The sequence below is a fragment of the Novosphingobium sp. HR1a genome (assembly GCF_015594425.1).
In the GTDB taxonomy this organism is placed as follows: domain Bacteria; phylum Pseudomonadota; class Alphaproteobacteria; order Sphingomonadales; family Sphingomonadaceae; genus Novosphingobium; species Novosphingobium resinovorum_A.
This window is the reverse complement of record NZ_JABXWS010000047.1, coordinates 1-12564: the sequence shown is the minus strand read 5'-3', so window position 1 is coordinate 12564 and position 12564 is coordinate 1. Positions and strand designations below refer to the sequence as shown.

Genomic DNA, 12564 nt, shown 5'->3' with positions numbered 1-12564 from the left:
GTGGAGGGGGCCCAAGCGCAAACGAAAAAGGCCGATGCTTTCGCACCGGCCCCTTCGCTCAGCCTGACGGCGCGATCACATGTGGATCGGCTTGCCCGTCACCGCCATCGCGGCTTCCTTGATCGCTTCCGAGTGCGTCGGGTGCGCGTGGCAGGTGTAGGCGATGTCTTCCGAGGTCGCGCCGAATTCCATGGCCTGCGCGGCCTGTGCGATCATCGTGCCCGCCACCGAGGCGATGCACCACACGCCGAGCACGCGGTCGGTCTCGGCATCGGCGATGACCTTCACGAAGCCGTCGGGCTCGTGGTTGGTCTTGGCGCGCGAGTTCGCCAGCATCGGGAACTTGCCGACCTTGATCGCACCGCGCTCCTTGGCGGCTTCCTCGGTCAGGCCCACGCCCGCGATCTCGGGCTGGGTGTAGACCACGCCGGGGATGACGTCGTGGTTCACGATGCCGGTCAGGCCCGCGATGTTCTCGGCGACGGCGATGCCTTCGTCCTCGGCCTTGTGCGCGAGCATCGGTCCGGGGATCACGTCGCCGATCGCCCACACGCCGTCCACCTTGGTGGCGAAGTCGTGGTCGGTCTCGATCTGCGCGCGGGCGTTCAGCTCAAGGCCGATGTTGCCGAGGCCCAGGCCCTCGGTGTTCGGGCGACGGCCGATCGAGACGAGGACGACGTCGGCCTCGATCACTTCGGCGTCACCGCCCTTGGCGGGCTCGACGGTGACCTTGGCGCTCTTGCCCCCATTCACTTCGGCCACGGTCACGCCGGTGACCTTGGTGCCGAGCTTGAGGGCCATGCCCTGCTTCTTGAAGATCTTGGCGGCTTCCTTGCGGACGTCGCCATCCATGCCGGGGAGCAGCTGGTCGAGGAATTCGACCACGGTGACTTCCGCGCCGAGACGACGCCAAACCGAACCCAGTTCCAGACCGATCACGCCGCCGCCGATGACGACCATCTTCTTCGGCACCGAAGCCAGTTCCAGCGCGCCGGTGGAGTCAACCACCACGCCGCCTTCGTTGTCGATCTCGACGCCCGGGAGCGGGGTGACCGACGAGCCGGTGGCGATGACGATGTTCTTGGCGGTCACGGTCTTGCCCGCGACCTCGACGCTGTGCGCGTCCTTGAACTGGGCGTAGCCCTTCAGCCAGTCGACCTTGTTCTTCTTGAAGAGGAACTCGATGCCGCCGGTCAGGCCCTTGATCGCGTCGAGGCGCTGGCCCTGCATGGTGGGCAGGTCGAGCTCGGGGGTGACCTTGATGCCCATCGCGGCCATCGCGCCGCCCTTGGCCGCTTCGAAGTATTCCGACGCGTGGAGCAGGGCCTTCGAGGGGATGCAGCCGACGTTGAGGCAGGTGCCGCCCAGCGTCTCGCGCCCTTCGGCGCAGGCGGTCTTCAGGCCCAGTTGCGCCGCGCGGATCGCCGCGACATAACCGCCGGGGCCGGCACCGATGACAAGGACGTCGTAGTCGTAATCAGCCATTGTAGGCCTCCTCACGCTCGTGCTTCGCACAATCAGTCACGAGCGGTAATAATCGTTTCAGCGCAAGTGAAAACCCCGCCCGACCAGAGTTCGGGGCGGGCGGGGCTTGTCAGTCTCAGAGGTCGATCAGCAGACGGGTGGGGTCTTCGATCGCTTCCTTGATGGTCTTGAGCGCGGTGACCGCCTCGCGGCCGTCGATCAGGCGGTGGTCGTAGGACAGCGCGATGTACATCATCGGGCGGATCACGATCTCGCCGTTGCGGACAACAGCGCGGTCCTCGATGCGGTGGAGGCCCAGCACCGCCGACTGCGGCGGGTTGATGATCGGGGTGGACATGAGGCCACCGAACACGCCGCCGTTCGAGATGGTGAAGGTGCCGCCGGCCATGTCGGCCATGGTCAGCGTGCCTTCCTTGGCCTTCTTGCCGAAGTTCGCGATGGCCTTCTCGATGCCGGCGAAGCCCAGCTTGTCGCAGTCCTTGACGACCGGGACGACGAGGCCGTTCGGGGCCGAGACCGCGATCGAGATGTCGACGTAGTCGTGGTAGACGATCTGGTCGCCGTCGATCTGCGCGTTGACGGCCGGAATGTCCTTCAGCGCCAGGACCGAAGCCTTGGCGAAGAACGACATGAAGCCCAGCTTGATGCCGTGCTTCTTCTGGAACACGTCCTTGTACTTTTCACGCGCCTCGATGACGGCCGACATGTCGACGTCGTTGAAGGTGGTGAGGAGGGCGGCGTTGTCCTGCGCGGACTTGAGGCGCTTGGCGATCGTCTGGCGCAGGCGCGTCATCTTCACGCGCTCTTCGCCGCGCGCGGCGGGAGCAGCGGCAGCAGCCGGGACCGATGCGGCCGGCGCCGAGGCTGCGGGCTTGTTCTTGGCGGCTTCGAGGACGTCGTCCTTGGTGATGCGGCCGTCCTTGCCGGTGCCCTTGATCGACGCGGGGTCGATGCCGTGCTCCAGGATCGCACGGCGTACCGCCGGCGAGAGGACCGATGCACCGGCCGAGGCTTCGTCAGCCGCCGGAGCCGGGGAAGCAGCCGGGGTCGGGGCAGGTGCCGAGGCGGCGGGAGCCGCAGCGGCGGGCTTGGCGGCTGCCGGAGCGCCTGCGCCCTCTTCGATCGTGGCGATCAGCGCGCCGACGACGACGGTGTCGCCTTCGGCCACGAGCTGCTGGCCCATGGTGCCCGCGTGGGGCGCCATGACGTCGATCGCGACCTTGTCGGTCTCGAGGCTGGCGATGGGCTCGTCAGCGGCAACGGTTTCGCCGGGCTGCTTCAGCCACTGGCCGATGGTGGCTTCGGCGACGGATTCCCCAAGGACGGGGACCTTGACTTCGGTGGTCATGATTTATCTCAAGCCTTCTGCTTGCGACGGAGTTCGGAACGGACGGAAAGATGCAGCGCGTCGGCGACCAGCGCCGCCTGTTCGGCGGTGTGGCGCTTGGCGAGGCCGGTGGCCGGGGAGGCCGAGGCCGAGCGACCCGCATAGCGCGGACGCGGAGCCTTGACGCCCGCCTCGACGGCGGCGGCTTCGACCAGCGGCTCGACGAAGAACCAGGAGCCGTTGTTCTTCGGCTCTTCCTGGCACCAGACGATCTCTTCGAGGTTCGGCATCTTCGACAGACGCTTGGCCAGCGGTTCGCCCGGGAAGGGGTAGAGCTGCTCGATGCGGATGATCTGGGTGTCGTCGATCTCGGCGGCATCGCGCGCTTCGAGCAGGTCGTAGAAGACCTTGCCCGAACACAGCACGACCTTCTTGGTCGCCTCGTCAGCCGAACCCTTGGGGTCGGAGAGGATGCGTTTGAAGTCGCCTTCGAGGAACTCCTTCGCCGAGGACTTCGCCAGCGGATGGCGGAGCAGCGACTTGGGGGTCATGATGACGAGCGGCTTGCGGAACGGACGGCGCATCTGGCGGCGAAGAACGTGGAAGTAGTTCGCCGGGCTGGTGATGTTGCAGACCTGGATGTTGTCCTGCGCGCAGAGCTGCAGGTAACGCTCCAGACGGGCCGAGGAGTGCTCGGGTCCCTGGCCTTCGTAACCGTGCGGCAGCAGCATCACCAGGCCGTTCGCGCGCAGCCACTTGGACTCCGCAGATGCGACGTACTGGTCGATGATGATCTGCGCGCCGTTGGCGAAGTCACCGAACTGGGCTTCCCACAGCACCAGCGTCTTCGGATCGGCGCTGGCGAAGCCGTACTCGAAGCCGAGCACGCCGTATTCCGACAGCGTCGAATCCAGCACCTCGAAGCGGCCGTGCGGCAGCGTGGTGAGGGGCACGTACTTGCGCTCGTCGGTCTGGTCGGTCCACACCGCGTGGCGCTGCGAGAACGTACCGCGGCCGCAGTCCTGGCCCGACAGGCGAACGCCGTAGCCTTCCGAGACGAGGCTGCCGAAGGCGAGTGCCTCCGCCGTCGCCCAGTCGAAGCCTTCGCCCGACTTGAACATTTCTTCCTTGGCGGCGAGCACGCGGGCGAGCGTCTTGTGGACGGTGAGGTCCGCAGGAACGGTCGTCAGGGTACGGCCCAGGCTTTCGAACAGCTTGGGCTCGACCTTGGTGTCGACGTTGCGGCGCGCGGTCTCGGGGTCGGCGGGCTTGTGGAAGCCGCTCCACTGACCGGAGAACCAGTCGGCCTGGTTCGCCTTGTAGGTCTTGGCCGCCTCGAACTGCTCTTCGAGATGCTCGGTGAACGCGGCCTCGGTCTGCGTCAGGAACGCATCGTCGATGACGCCTTCCGACTTCAGCTTGTCGGAATAGATCTTCGACACCGGCGGGTGCTGGCGGATCTTCTGATACATCAGCGGCTGGGTGAAGCCCGGCTCGTCGCCCTCGTTGTGGCCGAAGCGGCGGTAGCACCACATGTCGATCACGATGTCGCGGCCGAAGGTCTGGCGGTAGTCGATCGCCAGCTTGCAGGCGAACGTTACGGCCGCCGGATCGTCGCCGTTGACGTGCAGGATCGGCGCCTGGACGCCCTTGGCGACGTCCGAGGGATACGGCGAGTTGCGCGCGAACTGCGGGCTCGTCGTGAAGCCGATCTGGTTGTTGATGATGAAGTGGACGCAGCCGCCGGTGTTGTAGCCCTTCACGCCCGAGAGGCCGAAGCACTCCCAGATGATGCCCTGGCCCGCGAAGGCCGCGTCACCGTGGATGAGGACCGGCAGCACCTGCTTGTGCTTGGCGTTCGGGCCGACGTCGTCGCCGATGTCGTCCGCGATCTGCTGGTAGGCGCGGACCTTGCCGAGCACGACCGGATCGACGGTTTCGAGGTGCGAGGGGTTCGGCATCAGGCTCATGTGAACCTTGGTGCCGTCGAACTCGCGGTCCGTCGAAGTGCCGAGGTGGTACTTCACGTCGCCCGAGCCGCCCACGTCCTCGGGGTTCGCGGTCCCCCCTGAGAATTCGTGGAAGATCACCTTGTAGGGCTTGGCCATCACGTTCGCGAGAACGTTCAGGCGGCCGCGGTGGGCCATGCCGTAGACGATTTCCTTCACGCCGAGCTGGCCGCCGTACTTGATCACCGCCTCGAGGGCAGGGATCATCGACTCGCCGCCATCCAGGCCGAAGCGCTTGGTGCCGACGTACTTCTTGCCGAGGAACTTCTCGTACTGCTCGCCGCGCACGACGGCCGCGAGGATCGCCTTCTTGCCTTCCGGCGTGAACTCGATTTCCTTGTTCGCGCCTTCCATCCGGTCCTGGAGGAAGCGGCGCTCCTCCGTGTCCGAGATGTGCATGTATTCGAGGCCGACCTTGCCGCAGTAGTTGGCACGCAGGATCTGCACGATCTCGCGCACGGTCGTCCATTCAAGGCCGAGCGCGCCGCCGACGTAGACCTTGCGGTCCTGCGCGGCACCGGCGAAGCCGTGGTATTCCGGCGTCAGGTCGGCAGGCAGCTTGCGCTGGTTGAGGCCGAGCGGGTCGAGGTCCGCCGCGAGGTGACCGCGCACGCGATAGGTGCGGATCAGCATCATCGCTCGGATTGCGTCGGCCGCCGCTTCGTCTATGCGGGACTGGTCGATCGGGGCGCCGCCTTTCGCGGCCGCCTTCTTGATCTCGGCCTTCAGGACGGTGGGATCAAGTCCCTGCGTCCAGTCGTCCTCGGCATCGCCGCCGACGAGGGGCCAGTTGCCGCGCTGCCAGCTGGGACCGGCCTGAACTTCGTCCAGTGCCGCGTCCGGGGTGAAATCGAAACTCTCGTCGCCCATAGGAATCACCTATCGCCACGCCCGGACAGGGTTGTCCGACGTTTTCAGTTTGGCGGGCTGACGGATTTTTCCGGGGAGGGAGGGCCGCTAGTCCGCTAGGTACTCACGCCGGGACCGGATGCCCCTTGCGCGTCATGGTAAGCGCTCCGGGGCGGCGCGGTTTCCGAAGAAAACGCCGCCCCGTTGCACCTATAGTGTCAGGCGAAAGCCTTGATGGCTTCCACCAGCGTCTCGCCGAGCAGCGAGGGGCTGGCCGAAACCTTGATGCCGGCTTCTTCCATCGCCGCGATCTTTTCCTCGGCGCCGCCCTGGCCGCCCGAGACGATCGCGCCGGCGTGGCCCATGCGGCGGCCCGGAGGAGCCGTACGACCGGCGATGAAGCCCGCCATCGGCTTGCGGCGCCCGCGCTTGGCTTCGTCCTTGAGGAACTGCGCGGCTTCTTCTTCGGCCGAGCCGCCGATTTCGCCGATCATGATGATCGACTTGGTGGCTTCGTCAGCGAGGAACAGCTCGAGCATGTCGATGAAGTTGGTGCCGTTGACCGGGTCGCCGCCAATGCCGACAGCCGTGGTCTGGCCGAGGCCCGCCGCAGTGGTCTGGAACACGGCTTCATAAGTCAGCGTACCCGAGCGCGAGACGACGCCGACCGAACCCTGCGAGAAGATGCTGCCGGGCATGATGCCGATCTTGCACTCGTTGGGGGTCAGGACGCCGGGGCAGTTCGGGCCGATCAGGCGCGACTTCGAGCCGGTGAGGGCGCGCTTCACGGGCACCATGTCGAGAACGGGGATGCCCTCGGTGATGCAGATGATCAGTTCGATCTCGGCGTCGATCGCCTCGAGGATCGCGTCGGCGGCGCCGAACGGCGGCACGTAGACGCACGAGGCGTTGGCGCCGGTGGCAGCCTTGGCTTCGTGGACCGAGTTGTACTGGGGCAGACCGATGTGGGTCTGGCCGCCCTTGCCGGGGGTCACGCCCGCGACCATCTGCGTGCCGTAGTCGAGCGCAGCCTGGGTGTGGAAGCTGCCGGTCGCGCCGGTCATGCCCTGGGTGATGACCTTGGTGTTCTTGTTAACGAGGATCGACATCGGTTTTCCTGTTCCTGATCGTGGAAGCAGCCGGATTGGGCCGGGGAGGTTCCAAGAAACTATTTTGCCCCCGCGCTACCCATCATTGTGAGAGTATCAACAATGAGGGGCAGTCGCGGGGGCGGTATTCAAAAACTCAGGCGAGGGTGCCGTCGATGCCCTTGCAGGCGACCAGCAGTTCCTTGACCGCGTCGACCGAGACCTGGAGGTTGCCCTTGGCTTCCTCGTCCAGTTCGATCTCGACGACTTCCTCGACGCCGTTCGCGCCGATGACTGCGGGCACGCCGACGTAGAGGCCGTCAACGCCGTACTGGCCATCGACATAGGCCGCGACGGGCAGGATGCGCTTCTGGTCGCCCAGGTAGGCTTCGGCCATGGCGATGCCCGAGGCGGCCGGTGCGTAGAACGCCGAGCCGGTCTTCAGCAGGCCGACGATCTCGCCGCCGCCCGAACGGGTGCGCTGCACGATCGCGTCGATCTTTTCCTGCGTGGTGCGGCCCATCTTGATGAGGTCCGGAACCGGGATGCCGTTGACGGTCGAGTACTGCACGACCGGGACCATGGTGTCGCCGTGGCCACCGAGCACGAAGGTGTTCACGTCGCGGATCGAGACGCCGAATTCCCAGGCCAGGAAGGTCGAGAAGCGGGCCGAGTCCAGAACGCCGGCCATGCCGACGACCTTGTTGTGCGGCAAGCCCGAGAATTCGCGCAGCGCCCAGACCATCGCGTCGAGCGGGTTGGTGATGCAGATCACGAAAGCGTCGGGTGCGTTGGCGGCGATGCCTTCGCCGACCGACTTCATCACTTTGAGGTTGATGCCGAGCAGGTCGTCGCGGCTCATGCCGGGCTTGCGGGCGACACCGGCGGTGACGATGATGACGTCGGCGCCGGCAATGTCGGCATAGTCGTTGGTGCCGGTGATCTTGGCGTCGAAGCCTTCGACCGGACCACACTGCGAGAGATCGAGAGCCTTGCCCTGCGGGAGACCTTCAGCGACGTCGAACAGGACGATGTCGCCCAGTTCCTTCTGCGCCGCGAGGTGCGCCAGCGTACCGCCGATGTTGCCGGCGCCGATAAGGGCAATCTTCTTACGAGCCATGATCCGTTCGTGTCCTTCCCGAGGGCGGGATTTCTCGGACTTCAAGGCGGCCTGCGCTAATCCCGCAAATGGCAGGTGCCGGTGTTTGCGAGGGCGGCCCTACGCCCCTTGGAAGACCATTGCAACCGGCAAAGGGGTCTTTGCATCAGCTTTTATCTGATAATAGTTCGCAATTGCAATAAAGGGGGTGAAATGGCGGAAAATCGCCTGTTTGTTCACCTGTCGGCAATGTTGCGAAAGGGTTTAGCGGCGCTGGGGATGGTATCGAACGGGGATATGGCGAGCGCAAGTCGCTTTGGGTGCGACTCGTCGAAACTCTCATCCTCCCTGTCGCGAAGCGATGGGGAGGGGGACCGGCGACGTAGTCGGTGGTGGAGGGGGATTGCAACCCACCCCTCCGTCAGTCGCTTCGCGACTGCCACCTCCCCATCGTTTCGCGACAGGGAGGATTAAGCGTTCAACTCGCGAGGCGCTTTGCCAGCGCGGCGGCCATGCGGCGGTCGAGGTGGCGGCATATGCTCAGCCAGCGGGCACGTGCGGCGGTGTCGCCGCGTTCATGGGCGGCCTCGGCCTCGACGCGGGCCTGTTCGGCGGCGGAGAGGCCGTGGCGTGCGAAATGCATGAGGGCTTCGGCAATGCCGGCGTCGATCTCGGCGGCAGGCTTGCTCTCGATGGAGCGCAGGCTAGGGCGCGGGAGAAGGGGGCCGTTGTCGTTGACCGCGCCCAGCGGCGCGCCGGTGCAGAGCACTCCGGCAATGGCCGGCATCGTCCCGTTCATGGCGGCGGCGAAGCGGATGGTCATGGGCGGATAGTCTCTCTTCTTGGTGGGTGTCGACGGATCAACCCTCTACCCCGGCAGCGATGAACCCATCATGCAGGGACGTGGTTTCTCAAGTCTTGACGATACCACCTAGGGACATTCCCCGGGTGCCTCCGTTGCAATCGATTATCTTCAATTTGCGGGCTGGGTGATCCAGCGGCCGGAGTTTGCGTACTCGGCCTTGATGCCCTGCGAACCCGGCAGATTCCGGGCGGTATAGAGCGAATCCCCGCCGCGCTGCTGCACTTCGCTGGAATAGGCGGGGCTGGGCTGGATGGGCATGGTCGGGCTGGTTGCCTGCGCGACCGGCTCTGCCTTCACGGGCTGGGCCGTGCCGAATGCGCGCTGGACGGCGAGCGGGTCGAGCGCCGCTGCTGCAGCGGCGGCATCGGCGCTGTCGTCATGGCGATGCGGAGCGGCCATCGGCTCGCCGCCGAGGTAGGCGAAGCGGAACGTCGCCGCGCTGCCCGCCGCGCCGCGCAGCGCGTAGAAGCGGTGCGCGCCGATGGTGGAAAGGTACTGCAGGCTCGGCGCCCAGTAGGGGTGCACCTGGACAGTATGATAATGCGTGGCGAGGCCGATCGGCGTGTAGACGTAGCCTGCCAGCGCCTGGCGCGCGACGTTTTCGGCGCGGTCCCAGAACATGCGCTGCGGGCGACGGGCGAGCGAGCCGTCGCAGGTGAACGAGAACTGGCAGCCTGTCGAACGTTCCGACCCCTCGTAGACGACGCCGCAGACGGTCTTGGGATAAGCCGGGTGGGCCATGCGGTTGAGCACGACCTGCGCCACCGCGCGCTGGCCCGCATCGGGCTCGCTCGCGGCTTCGTAGTAGATCGCGGCAGTCATGCACTGCAGCGCGCGGGTGCGGTCGACGCCGGAGTTGTCGATGTAGATCGGCCGCGCGGTAGCCAGCGGGCCGGAGACGCTGTCGTCGGCGTCGGAGCGGATGCCTTCGCCGACCTGAAGCGGGGCCTTCTCGGCTTCGAGGTAATAGAAGGCCGAACCGGGGAAGCTGGCGCCTGCCTGCTCGAACGGCATGGGCAGTGCTTCGGCGCCTTGCGAGGCGGCGTCGGCGATGGCGAAGCTGTCCCAGCCTTCCGGCGCGGCGAAGGCGGGAAGGGCGACGGCGGCGAGCGCGGTCACGGCGAAAGTCCAGCGGCGGCGCAGGACGACCGGGCGGTGGCCGACACCGCGGGCGCGGCGCGGATAGCGGCCGACGAAATCGCGCGGGCGTTCGAACGGAGCGCCTTGCGAATCCATCACCGGCGCCGGGGCGGCGTCTGGTCCGGGAATGGAAGGGGCAGGGCTCACTCGGTTCCTTTCGGCCGCAATTCGGCAGCACCGGCCTAGCCTGTGCCCGGTGCGCGCGCATCCGGGCATTCCGGGCCGTCCCGTTGCGGTACAGCCACGCTCTGTACGCTTAAGGGCTTAAGATTTGGCTGCGCCTCGTCGTCCCGGACTTGATCCGGGACCGCTGGCCGTGAACGGCCGCCCTTGCGGCGTGGCGCCTTGCCCATGGCTCGCGCCTAAAGACCGCCACCGGCCCCGGATCGAGTCCGGGACGACGAATGCTTGCCAACCCCTGTATGCCGCACTATCCGCGCGGTTACGTCATGGGTTGCCCGCAAGGGCCTAAGAGGGAAGCCGGGTGCGAATACCGGCGCTGCCCCCGCAACTGTGACCGGGGAGGCCGCCTCCACCATGCCACTGGCCCGTATGAGGGCCGGGAAGGCGGATGGCGCGACTGACGATCCGGGAGCCAGGAGACCTGCCCGAGACGGTCGTTCCGCAGCCGGACGGGGTTCTTCCGGGTGCAGCGAGTGTGACGCGCCATGAGGAAGGCGCGCATGCCTCCGCCGTGAACGGCACAAGCACGTTCAAAGGTTCGGAGGACATATGAAGTATCTGTTTCTGCTCGGCACCGCGCTTGCCGTGAGCACCCCCGCGATGGCGCAGGACGCGGTTGCGATCGGCGAGCAAATGGCGGCGGGCGACCGTGCGATGGCGCGCACCGACATCACCGTCACCGCGACCCGTGAGCCGACGCCGATCACCCAGGTCGGCCAGTCCGTCAGCGTCGTCACCCGCGACCAGATCGAGCGCACGCAAGCGACCACCGCCACTGACGTGCTTGCCCGCATCCCCGGCATCTCGACCGTGCAGTCGGGCGGTTTCGGCCAGCCCGCGAGCGTCTTCGTGCGCGGCGCCGAGAACGCGCAGTCGCTGGTGCTGATCGACGGTGTGCGCATCAACGATCCCGGCGACGTCGGCGGCGGCTTCGACTTCGGCGCGCTGCCGATCGGCCAGTTCGACCGTGTCGAGGTCGTGCGCGGTTCCTCGGGCGTGCTGTGGGGCAGCCGCGCGGTGGGCGGCGTCATCAACTTCATCACCGCCCGCCCGACCGAGCAGTGGACCGCGCGCGGCCAAGCCGAGTATGGCTGGCGCGACCGCAAGCAGGCGAGTGTCTCGGCGGCGGGTCTCGTCGGCCCGGTCGGGCTGACGCTGGGCGGCAACTGGCTCAAGGGCGACGGCTTCTCGGCCTTCAACGAGCGCCGCGGCGCCACCGAGAAGGACGGCTTCGAGAGCAAGAGCGCCAATGCCCGCGCCTCGATCGAGTTCGCGCCGGGCCTCTCGGCCGATGCGGGCGGGTTCTACACCAAGGCGAACTACGACTACGACAACACCGGTGCCGATGCCCTCAACGTCGGGATGAAGCGCGATACGCTGGGCTATGCGAACCTGCGCTATGCGGGCCTCGACGGAAGGCTGAACGCGCGCGTCGGCTATGGCATCAACGACACGCGCCGCATCTCCGATGACGCGGTGTTCGGCCCCTACACCACCAACGGCCGCACCGAGCGCTTCGAGGGCCAGGTCAGCTTCGCACCCATAGAGGAGGCCAGCGTGCTGGTCGGCGGCGAGACCGAGAAGCAGAAGTTCGACGACAATTACGGCTCGAAGGATTCGACCACCATCGACAGCCTGTTCGGCAACCTGACGCTGCGTCCGTTCACCGGCCTGACGCTGAACGGCGGCCTGCGCTACGACGACAACTCGGACTTCGGCGACCGCACGACCTTCGCCGCCAACGGCGCCTGGGTGATCGGCGGCGGCGACAGCGCCCCGGTCCTGCGGGCCAGCTACGGCGAGGGTTTCAAGGCGCCCTCGCTCTACCAGCTCTACACCAACGCGGGCTTCCGCGCGCTCGATCCCGAGACGTCGAAAAGCTGGGATGTGGGCCTGGAGCAGCCCTTCGCGGAAGGGACCGGCCGCTTCACGGTGACCTACTTCGATCGCAAGACGAAGAACCTGATCGACTACGACCTTGCGAACTTCAATTACTACAATGTCGGCCGGTCGCGGGCGCAGGGTGTGGAACTGGGGATGCAGGTGACCGACTGGCAGGGCTTCGACGTGAACCTCGCCTATACCTACCTCGACGCCGTCAACGAGGACACCGGCGCGCAGCTGGCGCGTCGTCCGAAGAGCAATCTCTACGCCAGCATCGACAAGGCGTGGGCGGTCGGTCTGAAGCTGGGCGCGGACCTGCGCGTCGGCGGCGGGCGCTACGACGATACCGCGAACACACAGTACGTTGGCGGCAACGTAGTCGTGGGCCTGCGCGGCGCCTTCGCGGTGACGCACAACGTCGAGGTCTATGGCCGCGTCGAGAACCTGTTCGACGAGCATTACGAAGTGGTGCGCACGTACGGCACGCCCGGCCGCTCGGCCTATGCCGGCATCCGCGTGAAGATGTGAGCCAAGGGGCGGTCCATGGCAGGCGTCGTCCCGGACGTGTTCCGGGACCGCTGGCCGTGGACCGCCCTCCTCGCGATATTTCCCTGACCCCTCGTCATTGCGAGCGC

General features: G+C 66.6%; 8 protein-coding genes and 1 riboswitch. Of the genes, 1 reads left to right on the top strand and 7 read right to left on the bottom strand.

The genetic code is table 11. The features are described from left to right. Positions 1–75: 75 nt before the first annotated feature. The 7 genes from lpdA to HWN72_RS11900 form a co-directional block, all read right to left on the bottom strand. On the bottom strand, positions 76–1485 hold the full coding sequence (gene lpdA, locus HWN72_RS11930) for a dihydrolipoyl dehydrogenase (protein ID WP_036527261.1): 1410 nt from the start codon (positions 1483–1485) through the stop codon (positions 76–78). Positions 1486–1600: 115 nt separating this feature from the next. After that, positions 1601–2833: a 2-oxoglutarate dehydrogenase complex dihydrolipoyllysine-residue succinyltransferase gene (odhB, locus tag HWN72_RS11925; RefSeq protein ID WP_008832366.1), complete on the bottom strand. Its 1233-nt coding sequence runs from the start codon at positions 2831–2833 to the stop codon at positions 1601–1603. 8 nt (positions 2834–2841) lie between these two features. After that, complete coding sequence (locus HWN72_RS11920; protein ID WP_008832365.1) at positions 2842–5691, bottom strand: 2-oxoglutarate dehydrogenase E1 component; 2850 nt, start codon at positions 5689–5691, stop codon at positions 2842–2844. 197 nt (positions 5692–5888) lie between these two features. Further along, the gene (gene sucD / locus HWN72_RS11915) at positions 5889–6779 is read right to left on the bottom strand and encodes a succinate--CoA ligase subunit alpha (RefSeq protein ID WP_008832364.1); all 891 of its coding nucleotides are present in this window, start codon (positions 6777–6779) and stop codon (positions 5889–5891) included. A gap of 136 nt (positions 6780–6915) precedes the next feature. Then, a complete protein-coding gene (mdh, locus tag HWN72_RS11910; RefSeq protein ID WP_008832363.1) occupies positions 6916–7878 on the bottom strand; it encodes a malate dehydrogenase in 963 nt (320 codons plus the stop codon). Positions 7879–8335: 457 nt separating this feature from the next. Further along, positions 8336–8680 (bottom strand): hypothetical protein, encoded by a 345-nt coding sequence (locus tag HWN72_RS11905; protein WP_008832361.1) that lies wholly within the window; start codon positions 8678–8680, stop codon positions 8336–8338. Between the two features lie 150 nt (positions 8681–8830). Further along, entirely contained in the window at positions 8831–10009 is a 1179-nt protein-coding gene (locus HWN72_RS11900) for a cell wall hydrolase (protein ID WP_309141569.1), read from the bottom strand. A 287-nt stretch (positions 10010–10296) separates the two neighbouring features. Beyond that, a riboswitch (cobalamin riboswitch) is annotated at positions 10297–10489 on the top strand. 105 nt (positions 10490–10594) lie between these two features. Between HWN72_RS11900 and HWN72_RS11895 the strand changes: the two genes are divergently transcribed. Then, on the top strand, positions 10595–12457 hold the full coding sequence (locus tag HWN72_RS11895; protein WP_008833415.1) for a TonB-dependent siderophore receptor: 1863 nt from the start codon (positions 10595–10597) through the stop codon (positions 12455–12457). Positions 12458–12564: the final 107 nt, after the last annotated feature.

Excerpts from the sequence above, each read along its gene's own strand:
- HWN72_RS11905 (WP_008832361.1), bottom strand. The coding sequence starts at position 8,680 with ATGACCATCCGCTTCGCCGCCGCCATGAACGGGACGATGCCGGCCATT.
- mdh (WP_008832363.1), bottom strand. The coding sequence starts at position 7,878 with ATGGCTCGTAAGAAGATTGCCCTTATCGGCGCCGGCAACATCGGCGGT.
- HWN72_RS11920 (WP_008832365.1), bottom strand. The coding sequence starts at position 5,691 with ATGGGCGACGAGAGTTTCGATTTCACCCCGGACGCGGCACTGGACGAA.
- odhB (WP_008832366.1), bottom strand. The coding sequence starts at position 2,833 with ATGACCACCGAAGTCAAGGTCCCCGTCCTTGGGGAATCCGTCGCCGAA.
- HWN72_RS11895 (WP_008833415.1), top strand. The coding sequence starts at position 10,595 with ATGAAGTATCTGTTTCTGCTCGGCACCGCGCTTGCCGTGAGCACCCCC.
- lpdA (WP_036527261.1), bottom strand. The coding sequence starts at position 1,485 with ATGGCTGATTACGACTACGACGTCCTTGTCATCGGTGCCGGCCCCGGC.
- sucD (WP_008832364.1), bottom strand. The coding sequence starts at position 6,779 with ATGTCGATCCTCGTTAACAAGAACACCAAGGTCATCACCCAGGGCATG.